Source organism: Cellulomonas aerilata (genome assembly GCF_007991755.1).
Classification (GTDB): Bacteria; Actinomycetota; Actinomycetes; order Actinomycetales; family Cellulomonadaceae; genus Pengzhenrongella; species Pengzhenrongella aerilata.
This window is the reverse complement of record NZ_BJYY01000001.1, coordinates 546,579-565,915: the sequence shown is the minus strand read 5'-3', so window position 1 is coordinate 565,915 and position 19,337 is coordinate 546,579. Positions and strand designations below refer to the sequence as shown.

General features: G+C 71.7%; 15 protein-coding genes. 4 read left to right on the top strand and 11 right to left on the bottom strand.

Features of this window, described 5'->3' with window-relative positions; translation table 11 throughout:
* Positions 1 to 35: 35 nt before the first annotated feature.
* On the bottom strand, positions 36 to 506 hold the full coding sequence (locus CAE01nite_RS02510; protein WP_146899375.1) for a MarR family winged helix-turn-helix transcriptional regulator: 471 nt from the start codon (positions 504 to 506) through the stop codon (positions 36 to 38).
* A 138-nt stretch (positions 507 to 644) separates the two neighbouring features.
* Here CAE01nite_RS02510 and CAE01nite_RS02505 point away from each other — a divergent pair, with 138 nt between their 5' ends.
* The gene (locus CAE01nite_RS02505; protein ID WP_146899372.1) at positions 645 to 1,202 is read left to right on the top strand and encodes a YceI family protein; all 558 of its coding nucleotides are present in this window, start codon (positions 645 to 647) and stop codon (positions 1,200 to 1,202) included.
* 85 nt (positions 1,203 to 1,287) lie between these two features.
* Here CAE01nite_RS02505 and CAE01nite_RS02500 read toward each other — a convergent pair whose 3' ends face one another.
* Both CAE01nite_RS02500 and CAE01nite_RS02495 read right to left on the bottom strand, forming a co-directional pair.
* The gene (locus CAE01nite_RS02500) at positions 1,288 to 1,992 is read right to left on the bottom strand and encodes a redox-sensing transcriptional repressor Rex (RefSeq protein ID WP_146899369.1); all 705 of its coding nucleotides are present in this window, start codon (positions 1,990 to 1,992) and stop codon (positions 1,288 to 1,290) included.
* Positions 1,993 to 2,032: 40 nt separating this feature from the next.
* The gene (locus CAE01nite_RS02495) at positions 2,033 to 2,311 is read right to left on the bottom strand and encodes a glutaredoxin family protein (protein ID WP_146899366.1); all 279 of its coding nucleotides are present in this window, start codon (positions 2,309 to 2,311) and stop codon (positions 2,033 to 2,035) included.
* A gap of 35 nt (positions 2,312 to 2,346) precedes the next feature.
* Here CAE01nite_RS02495 and CAE01nite_RS02490 point away from each other — a divergent pair, with 35 nt between their 5' ends.
* Positions 2,347 to 3,147: an HAD family hydrolase gene (locus CAE01nite_RS02490; RefSeq protein WP_146899364.1), complete on the top strand. Its 801-nt coding sequence runs from the start codon at positions 2,347 to 2,349 to the stop codon at positions 3,145 to 3,147.
* Positions 3,148 to 3,281: 134 nt separating this feature from the next.
* Here the strand turns inward: CAE01nite_RS02490 and CAE01nite_RS02485 are convergent, their stop codons facing one another.
* The 3 genes from CAE01nite_RS02485 to CAE01nite_RS02475 all read right to left on the bottom strand — a co-directional run bounded on the left by CAE01nite_RS02485 (position 3,282) and on the right by CAE01nite_RS02475 (position 5,104).
* The gene (locus CAE01nite_RS02485; RefSeq protein ID WP_003792170.1) at positions 3,282 to 3,380 is read right to left on the bottom strand and encodes a 30S ribosomal protein bS22; all 99 of its coding nucleotides are present in this window, start codon (positions 3,378 to 3,380) and stop codon (positions 3,282 to 3,284) included.
* Between the two features lie 130 nt (positions 3,381 to 3,510).
* A complete protein-coding gene (locus tag CAE01nite_RS02480) occupies positions 3,511 to 3,717 on the bottom strand; it encodes a helix-turn-helix domain-containing protein (protein ID WP_146899361.1) in 207 nt (68 codons plus the stop codon).
* A 205-nt stretch (positions 3,718 to 3,922) separates the two neighbouring features.
* A complete protein-coding gene (locus CAE01nite_RS02475) occupies positions 3,923 to 5,104 on the bottom strand; it encodes an acetoin utilization protein AcuC (RefSeq protein WP_146899358.1) in 1,182 nt (393 codons plus the stop codon).
* Between the two features lie 162 nt (positions 5,105 to 5,266).
* Here CAE01nite_RS02475 and CAE01nite_RS02470 point away from each other — a divergent pair, with 162 nt between their 5' ends.
* Complete coding sequence (locus CAE01nite_RS02470) at positions 5,267 to 6,628, top strand: TrkH family potassium uptake protein (protein ID WP_146899870.1); 1,362 nt, start codon at positions 5,267 to 5,269, stop codon at positions 6,626 to 6,628.
* Complete coding sequence (locus CAE01nite_RS02465) at positions 6,621 to 7,331, top strand: potassium channel family protein (protein ID WP_146899355.1); 711 nt, start codon at positions 6,621 to 6,623, stop codon at positions 7,329 to 7,331. The genes CAE01nite_RS02470 and CAE01nite_RS02465 overlap by 8 nt, the downstream gene beginning before the upstream one ends.
* 163 nt (positions 7,332 to 7,494) lie before the next feature.
* Here the strand turns inward: CAE01nite_RS02465 and CAE01nite_RS02460 are convergent, their stop codons facing one another.
* The 5 genes from CAE01nite_RS02460 to CAE01nite_RS02440 form a co-directional block, all read right to left on the bottom strand.
* Positions 7,495 to 11,577 carry an immunoglobulin-like domain-containing protein gene (locus tag CAE01nite_RS02460; protein WP_146899352.1) on the bottom strand — a complete coding sequence of 1,361 codons (4,083 nt, stop codon included), beginning with the start codon at positions 11,575 to 11,577 and terminating at the stop codon, positions 7,495 to 7,497.
* Between the two features lie 197 nt (positions 11,578 to 11,774).
* Positions 11,775 to 15,443 (bottom strand): alpha-L-arabinofuranosidase family protein, encoded by a 3,669-nt coding sequence (locus tag CAE01nite_RS02455; RefSeq protein ID WP_186816383.1) that lies wholly within the window; start codon positions 15,441 to 15,443, stop codon positions 11,775 to 11,777.
* 272 nt (positions 15,444 to 15,715) lie between these two features.
* A complete protein-coding gene (gene yjfF, locus CAE01nite_RS02450; protein WP_146899346.1) occupies positions 15,716 to 16,744 on the bottom strand; it encodes a galactofuranose ABC transporter, permease protein YjfF in 1,029 nt (342 codons plus the stop codon).
* A complete protein-coding gene (locus CAE01nite_RS02445) occupies positions 16,744 to 17,787 on the bottom strand; it encodes an ABC transporter permease (protein ID WP_146899344.1) in 1,044 nt (347 codons plus the stop codon). The genes yjfF and CAE01nite_RS02445 overlap by 1 nt, the downstream gene beginning before the upstream one ends.
* Positions 17,787 to 19,313 (bottom strand): sugar ABC transporter ATP-binding protein, encoded by a 1,527-nt coding sequence (locus CAE01nite_RS02440; RefSeq protein WP_146899341.1) that lies wholly within the window; start codon positions 19,311 to 19,313, stop codon positions 17,787 to 17,789. Before CAE01nite_RS02440 ends, CAE01nite_RS02445 begins: the two co-directional genes overlap by 1 nt.
* Positions 19,314 to 19,337: the final 24 nt, after the last annotated feature.

The window sequence follows — 19,337 nt, the reverse complement described above, 5'->3', positions numbered from 1 at the left end:
GACCGCCCGGGGACGTCCGCGGGGTGTGAGATCCGTCAGGCCGGGGTGAGCGCGTCGCGCACGGCCGACATCGCCTCGCCGAGGGCGCGGAGCTGGTCGTCGGTCAGCACGTCGACGAGGTGCGTGCGCACGGCCGTGACGTGCCCGGGGGCCGCGGACTCCAGCCGTGCGTAGCCCGCGTCGGTCATGGTGCAGTTCACCCCGCGGCCGTCGGCGGCGCACGCCTCCCGGCGCACCAGCCCGGCCGCCTCCAGCCGCCGGACGGTGTGCGTGATGCGGCTGCGCGAGTGCGCCAGCCCGTCGGCGAGCAGCGACATGCGCAGCGTGCGGCCCTCGGCCTCGGACAGCCGCACCAGCACCTCGTACTCGCTCAGCGACAGGTCGCTGTCACGCTCGAGCTGGCGCCCCAGCGCCTCGTTCAGCCGCGCGGTGCCCACGAGGAACGCGCGCCAGTGCTCCTGCTGCTCCGCCGTCAGCCAGTGGACCTCGCTCACCGACGTCGACATGTCGTGCGACCTCCCTCCGTCCCACCCGGGACCCTCTTCTGGACCGACCCTTGCGCTTGTCGAGCAAGCATAGTAGAAATGTCAACTATCGGGTCGTTGCAGATTCAACGATCCCCCACCACGTCCCCCGGAGGAACCATGAGCACCATCACCGCCCTGCCGACCGAGTCGCTCACCGGCACCTGGGTCATCGACGCGTCGCACAGCGAGGCCGGCTTCACCACCCGTCACGCCGGCATCGCCAAGGTCCGTGGCTCCGTGGCCATCACCGAGGGCACCATCGTCGTCGGCGACGACCTGACGACGTCGTCCGTCACCGCCGTGCTGGACCCGGCCACGATCGACACCCGTGACGCGAACCGCGACGGCCACCTGCGCAGCGGCGACTTCTTCGACACCGAGGCGTTCCCGACCTGGACGTTCACGTCCACGTCCGTCGTCGCCCAGGGCGGCGAGTACGTCCTCACCGGCGACCTCACCATCCACGGCGTCACGAAGACCGTCGAGCTGGCCCTGGAGTTCAACGGCACCGCGACCGACCCGTTCGGCAACGCCCGCGCCGGGTTCTCCGCCACCACCAAGATCTCCCGCAAGGACTTCGGCCTCACCTGGAACGCCGCGCTGGAGACCGGTGGCTTCCTGGTCAGCGACGACGTCAAGGTCTCCCTCGAGATCTCGGCCATCAAGCAGGCCTGAGCCCTCTCGACGGCACCGAGCAGCACCCGCACGACCGCCCGGGGGCGGGGAGCCGAGCGCTCCCCGCCCCTCGGCGCGTGGGGCCTCAGCCCAGGCGCTCGCTCTTGCGGCGGTCGTGGTAGGCGAGGATCTGCAGCTCCGAGCCCAGGTCGACCGTGCGCAGGTCGACGTCGGCCGGCACGCGCAGCGCCCGCGCCGCGAAGCACAGCACGCCGGTGACGCCCGCCGCGACGGCCCGGTCGCAGACCTCCTGGGCGACGTCCGCGGGCGTGGCGATGACCGCGATGGTGGCCCCGGTCTCGGCGACGACCGCCTCGAGCTCCTGAGCCGGACGGACGGGCAGGCCCGCCACGGTCGTGCCCACCACCCGGGGGTCGGCGTCCACGAGCCCGGCGACGACGAAGTCGCGCCCGGAGAACCCGGTGTAGTTGGCCAGCGCGTGCCCCAGGTGCCCGATCCCGATGATCACCACGCGCCGCTGGCTGGTCAGCCCGAGCGCGACGGCGATCTGCCGGCTCAGGTGCGCGACGTCGTAGCCCACGCCGTTGGTCCCGTGCGACCCCAGGTGCGACAGGTCCTTGCGCAGCTGGGCCGGGCCGACCCCGGCCAGCACCGCCAGGGACCGCGACGACGTCAGGACCACGCCCTGCTGGGCGAGCACGTGCAGCGCACGCAGGTACACGGGCAGCCGCGCGACGGTGGCGGGCGGCACCTCGCGGGCGCGGGCCGGGCGCGCCGGGCGCGCGGTCGGACCGGCCTCGCCCGGGCGGGGTGTGCTGACGGCGCTCACGGCGGCTCCCTCGCGCGGCTGCCTCGCCGCCGCAGCCAGGCTAGGGGCTCGGACGCGGGGCGGCGAGGGCCTTGCGCAGGCGACCGGCGTCGATCCGCCAGAAGCCCCGCGGCACGCCGTCGACCGTCACCACCGGCACCTGCTCGCCGTACTCGCGCTGCAGCGCGCCGCCGTCGTGCGCGGCCGCGGCGTCCACGTCGACCTCGGTCCAGGTCTCCCCCGCGTCGGCGGCGACCTCCCGGACCACCTCGCGGGCGGTGTCGCACAGGTGGCAGCCGGCACGGCCGTAGAGCACCACCCGGGGGGCGCTGGTCGTCATCGGGCAAGCCTAGGGCCGCTCGTTACAGTGATCGCGTGCCCGAGCCCACGCCCGCCGCGACGACGCCGGCCGTGGCCGCCTTCTTCGACGTCGACAACACGATCATCCGCGGGGCCAGCGCGTTCCACCTGGCCGCCGGGCTGCACCGGCGCGGGTTCTTCAGCCTGCGCGACCTCGTGTGGGCCGGCGCGATGAACGCCCGCTACCAGCTGTTCGGCGAGAACAAGGACCAGATCGACGAGATCCGGTCGTCCGCGCTGGGGATCATGACCGGTCACTCGGTCGCCGAGGTCGTCGCCATCGGCGAGGAGGTCTACGACCAGGTCCTGGAGCTGCGGATCTTCCCCGGCACGCGGGCGCTGCTGGACCGGCACCTGGCCTCCGGGCACCAGGTCTGGCTGGTGACGGCCACCCCGGTCGAGATCGGCGACCTGATCGCGCGCCGGCTGGGCGCCACCGGGTGCGTGGGCACCGTCGCGGAGCACCAGGACGGGTTCTACACCGGCCGGCTCGTGGGCGACCTGCTGCACGGGCAGGCCAAGGCCGGCGCCGTCCTGGCCCTCGCGGAGCGGGACGGCATCGACCTGGCGGCGTCCTTCGCCTACGGGGACTCCACGAACGACGTGCCGATCCTGTCCGCGGTGGGCAACCCGTGCGCGATCAACCCCGACGCGCGGCTGCGCCGGCACGCGAAGGCGGAGGGCTGGCCGATCCGGGAGTTCCGCGGCCGGCGTCACGCGGCCACGCGTCACGGCCTGCGCGGCGCGAGGTGGGCCGGGGCGGCGTGGGCGGTGGGCCTCGTGCTGCGCTCGGCCCGCCGGGCCGTGCGCGGCTGACCGCGGCAGGCCCGGCACGCCCTGCCGGCAGCCACCGGCAGCGCTCCGCCCGGATGCACCACGGGCGGGCACCACGGGCCCGGAGTGGGGCCCGGACACACCACGGGCCCGGCATGTCTGCCGGGCCCGGAGTCCTACTTCTTGTTGCGGCGCTGGTGGCGCGTCTTGCGAAGCAGCTTGCGGTGCTTCTTCTTGGCCATGCGCTTGCGGCGCTTCTTGATGACGGAGCCCATGGCATCCTCACAATCTCGGGTGTGCTGGTCGGTTCGACACGCGGCGCGGTCATGTCGTCCACGCACGGAAGTCCGGTGACACCCTACCCGCTCGCAGCCCGTCCCTGCGACGCAGCCCGGGCGCCCCCGCTCAGGACGAGAGCCGGTCACCCTCGATGTAGGCCGTCGCCAGGTAGTGGTCGAGCGCGTCCTTCGGCACCCGGAACGAGCGGCCGACGCGCACGGCCGGCATCTCACCGGAGTGCACCAGCCGGTACACGGTCATCTTGGAGACGCGCATGATCTCGGCGACCTCGGCCACGGTGAGGAACCGCACGCGGGGCTGGTCGCTGGACATGGGGCGCTGGGTCCTCCGGGACGTGCCGGCGCTCACGCCGACGGCAGGCGTCCCACCGACGGCGGGACGCGTCGATCACCCTAGGGCAGGTGGGGCTGGTGGGAAAGAGGAGGCCCACGGGGCGTGGGCCGGCCAGGTGACGGCACGGAGCCGGCCGGGGACGGCAGGGAACGGCGCGGGTGACGGCCCCCGTCACTTGCGCCGCTCAGTCGTTCAGCGGGTCCAGGCCGTGGTACGGGAAGACGGCCTGCCGGGTCGCACGGACCGCGCGGTCCAGGTCGTCGTCCGGGTTGTAGCCCCGGGACCAGGGCCGGTAGGAGAGGTCCGCGCCGTCGGTCATCGTGGTCGGCGCCGGGACGCCGGACAGGGTCTCCACCGTCCGCTGCCAGCCGTCCGGGATCGGCGTCGCCGGGTCGATGTCGGCGTGCGCGGCGATGGCGATGAGGTGCGCCCACACGCGCGGCACGACGTCGAACAGGTCGTACCCGCCGCCCCCGAGCGCGAGCCAGCGACCGTCCGACACGTCGTGGGCAAGCACGTGCAGGCGCTCGGCCACGTGCCGCTGGCCGTCGACGCTGACCGCCAGGTGCGCGAGCGGGTCGCGGCGGTGCGCGTCGCAGCCGTGCTGGCTGACCAGGACGTCGGGCCCGAAGGCGCGCACCACGGGCTCGACGACGGCATCGACGGCGCGCAGCCAGCCGGCGTCCCCGGTGCCGGCCGGCAGCGCGACGTTCACCACGGTGCCCTCGGCGCCGGCACCGCCGACGTCGGACGGGTGGCCCGTGCCGGGGAACAGCGTGCGCCCGCTCTCGTGCACCGAGATCGTCAGCACGCGGGGGTCGTCCCAGAACACCCGCTCCACGCCGTCGCCGTGGTGGGCGTCCACGTCGACGTACGCGACGCGCTCGGCGCCGTCGTCGAGCAGCCCGCGGATCGCGACCGCGGCGTCGTTGTACACACAGAACCCGGCCGCTGACCCGGGCATCGCGTGGTGCATGCCGCCGGCGATGTTGACCGCGTGCGCGGTCTCCCCCGCCCACACGGCACGGGCCCCGGCGAGGCTGCCGGTGACGATCCGCGCGGCGGCGTCGTGCATGCCGGCGAACACGGGGTCGTCCTCGGTGCCCAGCCCGCGGCTGAGGTCGTGCCGGCCCTCGCTCGACGCGGCCCGGACCGCGGCCAGGTAGCCCGCGTCGTGGACCGTGAGCAGCTCCTCCTCGGACGCCGGCTCGACGTCGACCATGCGCACGCCCTCGCGCTGCAGGACCCCGAGCGCCCGGGCGAGCGCGATGGTCACGTCCAGGCGCAGCGGGGACATGGGGTGGCCCGGTCCGAAGCTGTATCCCAGCAGCGCGGGGCACCACACCACGCGCACGGAGTCGGCCATGCGGTCACGGTAGCCGTGCGGCACGCCGGGCAGCACACCGACCGGTGCGCCCGGACCGCGGCGGCGTGCCAGAGTTGCCCGGTCATGTCGGTCGGCGCAGGTGGATGGCGGTGAGATGCGATGCAGCTGCCCCGCCTCGCCGTCGACAACGACCTGCGCCGGATGCGCGACCGCGTCCCCGGGCGCGACGGCCTGGACCGCCTGGCGCGGCAGTCACCGGCGCGGCTGGCCATCGGCGTCTTCGCCGCGGTCGTCGCGGTGTTCACCGCGCTGCTGTCGATGCCGATCGCCACGGCGGACGGCCACCGCGCGCCGTTCGTCGACGCGCTGTTCACCGCGACGTCCGCGGTGTGCGTGACGGGACTGGTCACGGTGGACACCGGGACCTACTGGTCCACGTGGGGCCACGTGCTCATCCTCATCGGCATCCAGATCGGCGGCCTGGGCGTGATGACCCTGGCCTCGATCCTCGGCCTGGCGGTCTCCCGGCGCATCGGCCTGACCCAGCGGCTGCTGGTCAGCGCGGAGACGAAGACCGGCCGGCTCGGCGAGGTCGGGTCGCTCCTGCGGGTCGTCATCCTGACGTCCACGTCGTTCGAGCTGGCCATCGCGGTGATCCTCGTGCCCCGGTTCCGGATGCTCGGCGAGGACTGGGGCGAGGCGATCTGGCACGGCATCTTCTACGCCATCTCGGCGTTCAACAACGCCGGCTTCATCCCCACCGAGGAGGGCCTCAACCCCTACCTGTCGGACTGGTGGGTGCTGATGCCGATCATCATCGGCGTGTTCGTCGGGTCCCTCGGGTTCCCCGCGCTGCTCAACCTCCTGCAGCTGTGGCGCACCCCGCGGCGCTGGAGCCTGCACGCCAAGCTCACGCTCACCACGAGCCTGGCGCTGGTGGTGTTCGGGTCCGTGGTCGTCGCCGCGTACGAGTGGACGAACCCGAGGACGTTCGCCCCGCTGGACTGGGACGGGACGCTGCTCGCGTCGCTGTTCGCCGGTGTCATGCCGCGGTCCGGCGGGTTCTCCACCGTCGACGTCGGTGCGATGCGCGAGGGCACCTGGCTCATCAACGACGCGCTCATGTTCGTCGGTGGCGGGAGCGCGTCCACCGCCGGGGGCATCAAGGTGACGACGCTCGCGGTCATGCTGCTGGCGATCGTCGCCGAGGCGCGCGGCGACCGGGACGTCGAGGCCTTCGGGCGCCGCATCCCGCGCGAGCAGCTGCAGGTCGCCATCGCCGTCTCGCTGGTGAGCGCGACGATCGTGCTGGTCTCGAGCCTGGCGATGCTCGCGATCACCGGGGAGACCCTCGACGTCATCCTGTTCGAGGTGATCTCCGCGTTCGCCACCGTCGGGCTGTCCACCGGCCTGACGCCGGACCTGCCGGACGCCGGCAAGTACGTCCTCGCCGCGCTGATGTTCGTCGGCCGTACTGGCACGATGACGCTCGCGGCGGCCCTCGCCCTGCGCAGCCGCCGCCGCGTGATCCGTTACCCCGAGGAGAGGCCGATCATTGGCTGACAGCACCCGGTTCGACCGCGGCAGCAGGAGCGCGGGCGCGACCGCGAGGTCCGGCAAGGACTCCGGCGTCCTGGTGATCGGGCTCGGCCGGTTCGGGTCGTCGATCGCCAGCACCCTGGACGGCCTCGGCCAGGACGTCCTGGCCGTGGAGCGCTCCCCGGAGCTGGTGGCCCAGTGGTCCGGACGCGTCCCGCTCGTCGAGGCCGACGCCACCAACCCCGAGGCGCTGGACCAGCTCGGCGCGCGCGACTTCCCGGTCGCCGTCGTGGGCGTCGGGTCCTACCTCGAGGCAAGCGTGCTGATCACCGGCAACCTCGTGGACCTGGGGACCCCGCAGATCTGGGCCAAGGCGATCTCCAACGAGCACGCCCGCATCCTGCAGCGCATCGGGGCGCACCACGTCGTCCTGCCCGAGGCCGACGCGGGCGCCCGGGTGGCGCACCTGGTCTCGGGCAAGATGCTCGACTACATCGAGGTCGAGGACGGCTTCACCATCGTCAAGATGCGGCCGCCGCGCGAGACGCAGGGCTTCACGATCGCCCAGACGAAGATCCGCGAGCGCTACGGCGTCACGGTCGTCGGCGTGAAGTCGCCCGGCCAGGACTTCGTCTACGCCGAGCCCGACACCCGGATCTCCCCGGACGACCTGCTCGTGGTGTCCGGGCACGCGGACCTGCTGGAGAGGTTCGCCGCGCGCCCGTGAGCGCACCGCGCACGGCGACCGCCCGCGCCCGGTCCGCACCAAGGTCGACCACCGCACGAAGCTTGACCACCGGACCACGCCCACGCACGACGGCGGCCCCGGGGGGACATCCCCCGGGGCCGCCGTCGTCGTGCCGGCCGGTCAGGCCGTCAGCACCGGGCCGTCAGCCGGCCGCCCGCGCGGGGCGGAACATGAACTGGTCGAACCGGTACAGGAACGCCGCCACCGCCTCCCGCGAGATCGACTCGGTGGGGCCGAACGTGCCGTCCGGACGGCCGGTCGTGATGCGCGCCCGGTCGAGCCACGCGATCGCGTCGGCGAAGTCGGACGTCGGCGAGACGTCCGGGAACCGCGGCGCACCGGCCACGGCCGGCTCGTCGGCGAGGCGGTAGAGGAACGCCGCCACCGCCTCCCGCGAGATGGGATCGGTCGGCCCGAAGGTCCCGTCCGAGTACCCCGTGGTGAGCCCCTCGTGCGCCATCCACTCGATGGCCGCGTAGAAGGGGCTCGTCGACGGCACGTCCGGGAACGTCGGGTCGGCGTCCGCGGCCGGCGTCCAGCCGTCACCGGCGTACCGGTGGAGGAACGCCGCCACGGCCTCGCGCGAGATCGACTCCGTGGGGCGGTAGAAGACCTCGCCCCCGACCCGCGTGCCCGTGCTGATCCGCCGCTCGGCCATCCACCGGATCTCGTCGTGGAAGTCATGGCCAGCCACGACGTCGACGAAGTCGGGCACCGGGAGGGCGTCCGGCTGGTACGCCGCGAGCAGGCGCTCGCGCTCGGTCCGGCTGATCGGGATGACCGTGCCGTGACGCGGGCTGGACGGCAGGTCGGCCGTCGGGATGGACGTCCAGTCGCCGGAGGCGATGTCGTTCGTCTCGAAGGCCATGTATCCCTGGCCGCCGTGGTACGAGGGCTGGTCGATGAACATGTACCAGTGCGACGGGTCCTTGTTGTCGCGGAACGCCAGGGGTCCCTCGCCCTGGGTGAACGTGCCACCCCAGGGGTTGGGCTGACCGACGCCCACGTTCTCCTTGACGAGCTGCCACGGCGACGAGGTCGTCGTCGGCAGGCTCCCGGTGACCACGGCGCTCAGGTCGGTCGAGCGCTCCTGCCGGACCGTGAACGGCCCCTCGTCCTTGATGAACCGGAAGTAGGTGTCGCCGTCCTGGACGATCGTCGCGTCGATCATGCCGCGGCCCGGGCCACGCCGGACGTCGACCCACGGCTGGGGCTCGCTGAAGGTCACGAAGTCCCGCGTGGTCGCGTACATCATCCGGTTGTAGGTCGTCGTCACGTCGCGCGACGCCTCGTCGGTCGTCTCGTACAGGTTCGAGGCCCAGTAGACGACGTAGTGGCCCGCCTCGGCGTCGTAGAACGCCTCGGGCGCCCACGTGTTGCCGGCGAAGTCGGACGAGACCTCCACCGCGCGCGGCTCGGACCAGCTCACCAGGTCCGTGGACTCCCACACGACGATGTTCTGGCTGCCCGACTCCTGCGCCCGGCCGAAGTCGAACCGGCCGTACAGGTCGTGCATGTTGAGGTCCGTCGCGATGAGGAAGAACCGGTCACCCTCCGGCGAGCGGATGATGAACGGGTCACGGACCCCCTCCTCGCCGACGTCGGACCGGAGCACCGACTCCTCGTCGTTGAGGGACTGCCAGCTGAGCGGGCTGTTGCCCTCGCTGACGGAGAAGTAGACCTCCTCGAAGGTGGTGTCCGTCTCCCCCTTGAAGAACGGGAAGAAGTACGCCTCCTTCTCCTCCTGCACGGGCATCGGCTGCACGACGGCGACCAGCGTCCGGGAGGCGGTGACGGTCCCCTTCGTGGCCGTCACCGTGAGGGTGACCTCGGTGGCGGGGCTGCCCGTCGCGGGACGGGTGACCACGCCGGTGGCCGAGACGACCGCCGGCGCGCTCGAGGCCCAGGTGAGGGTCGAGCCGTCCGCGCCCGTCGTCGGCAGCGTGATGTTGCCCCGGACGTCGGTCAGGTTCGGGACCGCCACGGCGGCGAGGTCGGCCTGGACCGCCTCGGCGTCCGTCGCCGCGCCGTACTCGGCCTGCAGCGCGGCCCACTCGGCCGCGGTGATCGGCAGGACGGTGCCGTGCCGGAGCCGGCTGCCGAACGAGTACTCGCCGTCGGGGACCATCGTCCACTCGCCGGTGCTGAGGTCCGTGGTGGTGAACGGCACGTACCCGCGCCCGCCGCCGGTGTACTCGTCGATGAACATGTACCAGCGCTCCTCGGTGTTCGACTTGAACACCAGCGGGCCCTCGCCCGCGCTGATCCCGGGGCTGGTCGCGGTCGCCGCGCCGATGCAGTCGGCGACGAGCTCGTAGTCGGTCGAGAGCAGGTCGGTCGACCTCTCGGCGGTGATGAACTTCGAGCAGGGCGTGCTCGAGGTGGTGTTCCGCTCGTCCTTCGTGAAGCGGTAGTACGCGCCGTCGTGCGCGATGACCGTGGAGTCGATCACGGAGTAGCCCGGGTCGATCCAGACCGTCGGCTCACTGAAGGTGTGGAAGTCCTCCGTGGTCACGTACAGCATGCGGTTGTAGGCGTCGCCCGCGTGCCGGGGGTCGTCCTCGGCGTACAGCTTCGACGCCCAGAACACGACGTAGGCGTCCAGCTCGGTGTCGTAGTACGCCTCCGGCGCCCAGGTGTTGCCGGCCTCGGCCGGCGCGACCTCGGCGAGGCGCCCCGGCGTCCAGTTCACGAGGTCGGTGGACTCCGAGATGAAGATGGACCGGCTGCCCTGTCGCTGCACCTCGTCCCAGCTGCCGCTGGCGCCCTCGAACATCCGCAGGTCCGTGGCGATCTGGAAGAACTTGTCGCCCTCCGGGGACCGGATGATGAACGGGTCGCGCAGGCCCTTCTCGCCCGCGTCGGACGTGAGCACGGGCTCGCCGTCGTTGAGCGGCGTGTAGTGCAGGGGGTCGTCGCCCTCGCTGAGGGAGTAGTAGACCTGCTCGCCCCGCTCGAGGCCCTCGCCCATGAAGTGCGAGAACAGGTAGCCCTCGTACTCGGCCTGCACCGGCAGCGCCGCCACGACGGCGGTGAAGGTGCGGGTCGCGACGCCGGTGCCGAGCGTCACGGTGGCCGTGAGCTCGACGGTGGCCGCGGCCGAGCCGGTGGCGGGACGCGTCACCTCGCCCGTCGTGGCGACGACGGCCGGGTTCGACGACGTCCAGGCGACGGTCGTGCCGTCGGCGCCCGTGGTCGGGAGCACGAGGTCCCCGCGCACGTCCTCGACGCCGTGCACCGCGAGCCCGGCGGCGGCCGCGTCGACGCGTGCCTGATCGGCGGGCTGAGGCACCACGGTGACCGTGAACTCGGCCTCCGCGGTGGCGCCGCCCCGGCTCAGGGTCGCCGTGAGCGTGGCGGTCGCGGCCGGCTGGCCGTTGGCCGGCCGAGTCACGACGCCCGCGGCGGTGACGACGTCGGCGTCCGAGGTCTCCCACGTGATCGCCGAGCCGCCGGGGGTGGTCGTCGGCAGGCTCAGGTCGCCGGTCACGGCGGACGTGTCACCGATCGTGAGCGCGGCGGCGTCGGCGGCGACCGCCGCTTCCGCGTCGATCCCGCCGAGCTCCGCGACCTCGTCGGGTGTCAGGGCGCGGTCGTAGATGCGGAAGTCCTGGACGGCACCCTTGAAGAACGGGTCGGCGGGGTAGAGCGACCTGCCGATGAAGTTCTCCGTCGTCACGCCGTCGCCGATGTCGCCGGGCGTGATCGTGATGTCCTCGTTGCGCGCGACCTCGACGCCGTCCTCGTAGAGGATGCCGGTGCCGTCGGCGAGCGTGTACGTGAGGTGCTTCCAGACGGCCCGCTGCAGGTTGCGCCCCGGCTCGGTGGTCTGCTCGGTCACCCAGTTCGCGGTCGCGATGCTCACTCGGAGCGGGTCGCCCTCCGCGAAGAGATACCCGTCCCCGAAGCCCGTCGCGGTGTCGGTGTTGCCGAGCCCGTAGATGAAGTAGGCCCCCGCCTGGGTCGGGTCGATGCGCACGTCCAGGGCGACGCTGATCGAGTCCAGGCCGGCCATGAGGTTGTCCGGCAGGTCGACGTAGTCGTCGACGCCGTCCAGCACGAGCCCGTCGGGGCTCAGGGTGGCACCGCCCATGAGGGTGGCGTCCTTGCCGTTGCCCGAGGCGTCCGGGACGGCTGTCCCGGTCCCGGTCCCGGTGAGCGCGTAGTGCGCGACCAGCCCGTCGGTGGGGGCCGCCGAGGCGGCGCTCATCGGGAGCGCGGTCATCACCCCGCACGCCATTGCCGCGGCCGTGAAGGCCGCTGTCCGTCGATGCTGCATCGAACGGGTGTCCTCTCTGCTCACACGTCGACGTGCGTCGTCGCACGTCGTAGGTCGTAGGTCCTGCGGGGCGTGCGCGCCGGCGCGCACGCCGACGGCCGGCCGGGCCGGCGGGTCACCCCACCGGCCCGGCCGGCGCGCGGTCACCCTGCCGGCGGCAGGGCGTCGTAGCGGTGCAGGAAGGCTGCGACCGCCTCGCGGGTGATGGACTCGGTCGGACCGAAGGTGCCGTCCGCCCGGCCCTCGGTGATTCCCGTGCCGGCCAGCCACGCGATCGCGTCCGCGAACGCGCTGTCGGCGGGCACGTCGGGGAACGACTCGGCATCCGGCACGGCGGGCGAGCCCGCCATGCGGTGGAGGAACGCCGCGACCGCCTCGCGGGTCACGGGCTCGGTCTGCCCGAAGCTCCCGTCGGCGTTGCCCCTCGCGTATCCCATGGACTGCATCCAGCCGATCTCCGTGAAGAACGTGTCCTCCGGGCGGACGTCGGTGAACGGCGGGTCCGTGGGCACGTAGCTCGGCGAGCCGGCGTAGCGGTGGAGGAACGCCGCCAGCGCCTGTCGGCTCAGCGCCGCCTTCGGCTGGAAGAGCGTCTGGCCCCCTACCTCGGACCCGGTCGACAGCCGGTTGTCGGCGAGCCAGCGGATGTCGTCGTAGAACGGCTGGCCCTCCACCACGTCGGCGAACGTCGGGCCGACGAGGTCGGACACGCCGAGCCGCAGGAAGGTGATCGAGTTCGCCGGGAAGCTGTAGGTGAACTCGGATCCCAGGCCCGTGATCTCACGGGACACCGGCACGACGTTGTCCGGGTCCTCCTTCGTGTTGGTGGCGGTCAGCGAGTCCGCGGTCATCTCGATCGCGGTGCCAGTGCCCTCCACCTCGACGTCGGTGATGCTCACGTCGGTGGCGATCGTGGCGGGCGACGAGTTGACCACCTTGACGAGCAGGTCGTCCGTCTCGGTGTCGCGCGTCACGACGTGGTGCAGCACCTCGGTCGGGACGGCGTCGGAGTACTCCAGGTGCAGCTCGCCGTCCAGGAACAGCCGGACGGTCGGGCCGTCGACCTCGACGCGGATGTCGTACGTCTGGCCGGTGACCAGCTGCACGTCCTCCTTCGCCGCGACCTCACCCTGGCGCGCGCCGTCGGCCCGCTCCAGGACGGACCGGGTGTTGCCCCAGCCGCCCAGGTTCCACCAGTAGAAGTCCTGCGCACCGTTGGCCGCGAAGCCGACGAGGAACCCCTCGTTGCCGGCGAGCTTGGTGGCCTCGAGCTCGAAGGAGTAGTTCGTCCAGTCCTGGCCGTAGGCGTCGGGCGCCAGCGAGCGGGCGTCCTCGACCGTGGTGGACGACTGCACGTACCGACCGTCGGTCACGGCCCAGGTGCCCCGCTCGGGCGTCCAGTCGGCGGCGCCGTCGGAGAAGTCCTCCGCGTACAGCACCTCGCCCGACTCGGCGGTGACCTCGAGGTTGTCGTAGGCGGCGCTCGTCGCCCACGTCGACAGGAACACGCCGCCCGAGACGTCCTCGGTCGGCACCTCGATCTCCTCGGTGTCGAACTGGCTCGGCACGACCTGGTCCCCGCGGTTCGTGGAGAACAGCTGCTGCACGTGGTAGTTAGGCGTGCCCCAGGACTCGTCGTTGTCGAAGTAGATCATGTTGGCGTCACGCCACTGCACGTAGTCCTCGTTGGCGAAGATCGGTGCGTAGGACGCCATCTTGACGATGTCGGAGTTGCGCTCGAGGCCCGTCATGTAGGCGGCCTCGGCCATGGCGTTGTAGAAGGTGTTGCCGCGCGACGCGTACTCACCGATGAAGACGCCGGGACCGCTGCGGTCGTATGAGTCGTACCGGTGGGTGTTGGCGAGGAACCAGTCCGGGTCGTTGTAGTAGTGCTCGTCGACCAGGTCCACCTCCTGCTCGGCGGCGAAGTCCCACAGCTCGTCGAAGAGCGCGCCCTGCGAGGCGAAGCTCGAGTTGGAGGCGATCTTCATGTCGGGGTACGCCTCGCGGATGGCGTCCTTGAAGAGCGGGAAGTTGGCGAAGTACTCCCGCTGAGAGTCCTCGTTGCCCAGCCCGATGTACTCGAGCCCGAAGGGCTCGGGGTGGCCGAGCTCGGCGCGCACGGCGCCCCACACGGTGTCGGCGGAGCCGTTCGCGAACTCGATGAGGTCCAGGGTGTCCTGGATCAGCATGTCGAGCGTCTCGGGGTCCGTCGTCGCGGGCGGGCCGCCGCAGGCGTTCGTGCCCACCGGCAGGACGGGCAGCGGCTCGGCACCGAGGTCCTCGGCGAGCATGAAGTACTCGAGGTAGCCCAGGCCGAACGTCTGGTTGTAGCCCCACCAGTTGAAGTTCGTCGCCCGCTCCTCGAGGGGACCGATGGTCTCCTTCCAGAAGTACGCCCGACGCCGGTCCTCGTAGTCGCTGTCCGCGTAGTTCGTCCACGTCCCGGCGATGACGCAGCCACCGGGGAACCGCAGGAACGACGGGTCGAGCGCGGCCAGCTTGTCGCCCAGGTCCTTGCGCAGGCCGTACTCGCCGTTGACGGGGCCGTCGAACTGCTCGTCCGGCATGAGGGAGACCATGTCGAGCGCGAGCGCGCCGGCCGCACCAGCGAGCACCGTGAAGCGCCCGGACGTCGTGGAGCCCGTGGCGGTCAGGGTCGCGGAGTACTGCTTCCACTCGTCCGACCCGTCGACGGCGACGGTGCCGGTCGCGTAGGTCGTGGTCCCGGCGGCGTCCTCGACGGCGACGGTCAGCGTCTGGGCTGTCGCGGACCGGGCCCACACCGAGAACTCGTAGTCGTTGCCGGAGACGACGGGGACGCCCTCGCGGGTGTTGAAGCCCCCGTTGCGGACGCCGGCGCCGGCGCCGGAGGTCTCCAGGTCGAGGTAGAACCGGTTCGTCTCGTTCAGGCGGCCCTCGTCCGACACCACGGCGGTGGTGGCCGCCGCGCCGTTGCGCTCGACCACGTCCCACCCGGTCATGCCGGTGTAGTCCTGGTTGTCCGAGCTGTCGAACTCGAAGGACCGGTTCCGGACGAGCTCGGCGTACAGCCCGCCGTCGCCCGCGTAGTTGATGTCCTCGTAGAACAGCCCGTACAGGTCCGGGCTCATCTCGACGTCGGTGGCGTCACCGTCGATGGTGAGCCCGCCGGAAACGACCGCGGGCGGCTCCGGCTCCTGGCTCGGCATCGAGGGCGCGGGCGTGATCGCGAAGTAGTCGAAGGTCACCGTGTGCGGCGCCGCGGCGCCCGCCGCGAAGGCGTACAGGCCGACCTGCGTGATGTCGAAGCCGACCGTCTTCTCGGCCGCCACGACCCAGGCGTCGTCGGCCCAGTAGCTCGTGGTGAGCGTGTCGCCCTCGCGCTCGAGGCGCAGCGTCTCGCCGGTGGATCCGGGACGCGAGACGAACGAGGAGGCGAAGGCCCCGCGGGTCTCGACGGCGCTCTCGATGACGACCGGACCCTCGGGGACCGTGTCGACGTGCGCAAGACCGGAGCGGACGTAGTTGTCCAGGTCGTCGAGCGCGAGGAATCCCGCGCCCTGGAAGTTCTGGTCCACCGCACCCTCGAACGAGGTCACCGCCGTGAAGTCGCCCACGGGCACCTCGAGCAGGAAGACGTTCGGGGCGGAGTTGTTGGTCTGGTGGGTGTCGCCGGACATCGACGTCAGGGTCAGCTCACCGGCCTCGGCGTCGCGGGACCAGTTGTCGGTGGACTCGTTCAGGACGGTCCAGTGCTCGTCGAGCGCCGCGGTGTCGAACTCGTCGACCCAGGCGCCGTCGGGCAGCACCTCGGCGGGCGCGGCCGCCACGGCGGCAGATGCGCCACCCAGGAGCGTGGCTCCCAGGGTGAAAACGGTCAGCGAAGCGAGACCGGCTGACGCGCGGACCCGATCGTGGGAAACAATCATGGTGCTCCTACCACTTGGCAAAGGTGTGCGGGGGCCCGTCGGCGGGCGTCGTGCGGGGGGTCTCCTCTCCGTGCGCGGTCACCGATGCGCGCCGGCCGCACGTCGGGAGGTCGCACCCTCCCGACGTGCGGCCGTGTGGCGCGGTGTCGGCGGACAGTCGGTCGGCGGACGGGTCAGTGCCGGCGGACCACCAGGACCCGCTGCAGGATCACGAAGGCGAGCAGCAGCGCGCCGATCACGATGCGGGTCCACCAGGAGCTGAGGGTCCCCTCGAACGTGATGATGGTCTGGATGAGGCCGAGGATGAGGACACCGAACACGGACCCGAGGACGAAGCCGCTCCCGCCGGTGAGGATCGTGCCGCCGATGACGACGGCCGCGATGGCGTCCAGCTCCATGCCGACACCGGTGAGCGAGTAGCCCGACCGGGAGCCGACCGCGAACAGGAAGCCACCGATCCCGGCGCAGGTCCCGCTGATCACGTAGACGAGCACCTTGGTGCGCGCCACGGGCAGTCCCATCAGGGTCGCGGACTGCTCGGCACCGCCGATCGCGTACACCGTGCGCCCGAACCGGGTGTGGTGCAGCACGTAGAAGCCGACCGCCACGACGAGGAGGGCGATGATGACGCTCGGCGTCAGCGACCACGTCTCCCCGAGCGGGATGCGCGTGCTCGACAGCCACACGATGGTCGGGTCGGTGATCGTGATGGACGACAGGCTGATCACGTAGGACAGGCCGCGGGCCAGGAACATCGCCGCCAGGGTGGCGATGAAGGGTTGGACGTCGAAGACGTGAATCATCACCCCGACCACGAGCCCGAGCACCGAGCCCACCACGATGATCAGCGGGATCACGACGGTGGCCGGCCACCCGGACTGCAGCAGCGACGCGCCGAGGATGCCCGAGAGGGCGACCACCGCCCCGACCGACAGGTCGATGCCGCCGGTGATGATGACGAACGTCAGACCCACCGCGAGCACGATGAGGTGGGAGTTGTTGATGAAGAGGTTCGACACCACGCGGCCGGACAGGAAGTTCTCGTAGCGGCTGCCGCCGCCGACGAGCATGAGCGTGAACACGACGAGCGTGCCGACGACCGGGAGGAACCGCCGGTCGAGTCCGCCGCGGCCACCGGCGAGGCCGGCGACACGGCCGAGCACCCCGGTCTTGCCGGGACGGACGAGCTGGTCTGCGGACATCAGGCCGCCACCTCCACGGGCTTGGACTCGACGGCGGCCGGACGCGGCCCCTGCGGGCGGCGTGACGCCATCGTGCGGCGCACGACCGGCGCCTGCATGAGCACGACCGCGATGACGACGATCGCTTTGAACAGCGGGGTGACGGACGGCGAGATGCCGAGGATCGTCACGGTCAGGGTGAGCGTCTGGATGATGAAGGCGCCGATGAGCGTGCCGCCGAGGGAGAACTTGCCGCCTGCGAGCGACGTGCCGCCGATGACGACCGCGAGGATCGCGTCCAGCTCGATGAACAGGCCGGCGTTGTTCGCGTCGGCGGCCATGACGTTCGAGCTGATCATGAGGCCGGCGATCCCGGCGAACAGGCCGGTCATCGCGTAGACCGTCCAGACGATGCTGCGCGACTGCACGCCCGCGAGGCGGCTCGCCTCCGGGTTGATGCCGACGGCCTCGATCAGCATCCCGAGCGCGGTGCGCCGGGTGAGCACCGCGACCAGGGCGAAGATCCCGCCGGCGATGAGGATGGACACGGGCAGCCCGAGCCAGAACCCGGAGCCGATCACCCGGTACGCCGGGCTGGTGATCGTCGTGATCTGGCCCTCGGTGATGAGCATCGCGATGCCGCGGCCGGCGGTCATGAGCACGAGCGTCGCGATGATCGGCTGTATCCCGAGCACGGAGACGAGGAACCCGTTCCACACCCCGAGGACGAAGCACAGCGCGAGGGCGATCCCGACCGCGACCAGCACGGTGGACAGCGCCTCGGGGTTCGGCGACGACCCGATGAAGCTCAGCGCCACGGCGCCGGAGATGGCCACCACGGCGCCGACCGACAGGTCGATGCCGCGGGTCGCGATGACGAGCGTCATCCCGAGCGCCACGAGGAGCAGCGGCGCGCTGTTGCGCATGATGTCGATGAGGGCGCCGAAGAGGTGCCCGTCCTGCACGCGGACGCTCATGAACGACGGCGTGTTGATGGTGTTGGCCACGAGGAGTGCCACGAGGGCGACCAGCGGCCAGAAGAGCCGGTGTCGTACGAGCTGCATCAGGAGGTCCCCCCACTGGCGATGAGCTCGACCACGTCATCGAGCGTGGTCGAGTCGTCGTTGTCGATCTCGGCGACCTTCCTGCGGTCGCGCATGACGGCGATCCGGTGGCTCAGCCGGAGCACCTCGTCCAGCTCGGCCGAGATGAACACGACGGCCATGCCGTCGGAGGCCAGGCTCGCGACGAGCCGCTGGATCTCCGCCTTGGCGCCGACGTCGATCCCCCGGGTCGGCTCGTCGAGGATGAGCAGCCTGGGCGCGGTGGCGAGCCACCGGCCGAGCAGCACCTTCTGCTGGTTGCCGCCGGACAGGTTGCGCACGAGCGCGTCCGGGTTGGCCGGCCGGATCCCCAGCGCGGCGATGTACTTCGAGACGACCTCGTCAGCCTTGCGCGCCGGGATCCGGCGGGCCCAGCCGCGGTCGGCCTGCAGCGCCAGCATGAGGTTCTCGCGGACCGTGAGGTCCCCGACGATGCCCTCGGCCTTGCGGTGCTCGGAGGAGAACGCGATGCCCTGCTTCATGGCGGCGCGCGGCCCGCGCATGCGGCCCTGCTTGCCCGCCACGGCGAGCTCGCCCGCGTCCGCGTGGTCGGCCCCGTAGAGCAGCCGAGCGAGCTCCGTGCGGCCCGAGCCGAGCAGACCGGCCAGGCCCACGACCTCGCCCTCGAACAGGTCGAGGTCGAAGGGTTCGATCGCGCCCCGGCGCCCGAGACCGATCGCCTGGAAGACCGGCTGGGCGCCGGTGCGGGCCGCCGTCGTGCGCCTGGGCGCGTCCTCGAGCTGCTCGAGTACCTCGAGCGACTGCCCGATCATCTTCGACACCAGCTGGCGGCGCGGCAGCTCGCCCACGAGGTACTCGCCCACGAGCTGGCCGTTGCGCAGCACGGTGAGGCGGTCCGAGATCGCGTAGATCTGGTCGAGGAAGTGCGAGACGAAGAGGATCGCGACGCCCTGGGCGCGCAGCACCCGCATGACCGAGAACAGCTGCTGGACCTCGCCCGCATCGAGGCTCGAGGTCGGCTCGTCGAGGATGAGGACCTTGGCGTCGACGACCATGGCGCGCGAGATCGCGACGAGCTGCTGGACCGCGAGCGAGTGCGAGGAGAGCAGCGACCGCGGGTCGATGTCCAGGCCGAGCTGCGCGAGGTAGGTGGACGCCTCGCGGCGCAGCCTGCGCCAGTCGATCCGGCCGCCGGTGCGGGGCTCGTGACCGAGCATGATGTTCTCGGCGACCGACAGGTTCTCGCAGAGGTTGACCTCCTGGTACACCGTGCTGATGCCCGCGGCCTGGGCCTGGGCGGGGCCGGTGAAGGTCTGGGGCACCCCGAAGACGGTGATGCGGCCCGAGTCGATCCCGTACACGCCGGTCAGGGCCTTGATGAGGGTCGACTTGCCGGCGCCGTTCTCCCCCATGAGGGAGTGGACCTCACCCGGGAACAGCCTGAAGTTGACGCCGTCGAGAGCCTTGACGCCGGGGAACTCGATCGAGATCCCGGTCATCTCGACCGCAGGCGAGGGGGTTGTCATCGTTGACCTTCCGTGCGGGGGGGG

Bases quoted from the DNA above. Each gene is read 5' to 3' on its own strand.
- CAE01nite_RS02495 (WP_146899366.1), bottom strand. From the start codon at position 2,311: ATGACGACCAGCGCCCCCCGGGTGGTGCTCTACGGCCGTGCCGGCTGC.
- CAE01nite_RS02510 (WP_146899375.1), bottom strand. From the start codon at position 506: ATGTCGACGTCGGTGAGCGAGGTCCACTGGCTGACGGCGGAGCAGCAG.
- CAE01nite_RS02440 (WP_146899341.1), bottom strand. From the start codon at position 19,313: ATGACAACCCCCTCGCCTGCGGTCGAGATGACCGGGATCTCGATCGAG.
- CAE01nite_RS02470 (WP_146899870.1), top strand. From the start codon at position 5,267: ATGCGCGACCGCGTCCCCGGGCGCGACGGCCTGGACCGCCTGGCGCGG.
- CAE01nite_RS02475 (WP_146899358.1), bottom strand. From the start codon at position 5,104: ATGGCCGACTCCGTGCGCGTGGTGTGGTGCCCCGCGCTGCTGGGATAC.
- CAE01nite_RS02480 (WP_146899361.1), bottom strand. From the start codon at position 3,717: ATGTCCAGCGACCAGCCCCGCGTGCGGTTCCTCACCGTGGCCGAGGTC.
- CAE01nite_RS02485 (WP_003792170.1), bottom strand. From the start codon at position 3,380: ATGGGCTCCGTCATCAAGAAGCGCCGCAAGCGCATGGCCAAGAAGAAG.
- CAE01nite_RS02505 (WP_146899372.1), top strand. From the start codon at position 645: ATGAGCACCATCACCGCCCTGCCGACCGAGTCGCTCACCGGCACCTGG.
- yjfF (WP_146899346.1), bottom strand. From the start codon at position 16,744: ATGTCCGCAGACCAGCTCGTCCGTCCCGGCAAGACCGGGGTGCTCGGC.
- CAE01nite_RS02460 (WP_146899352.1), bottom strand. From the start codon at position 11,577: ATGACCGCGCTCCCGATGAGCGCCGCCTCGGCGGCCCCCACCGACGGG.
- CAE01nite_RS02445 (WP_146899344.1), bottom strand. From the start codon at position 17,787: ATGCAGCTCGTACGACACCGGCTCTTCTGGCCGCTGGTCGCCCTCGTG.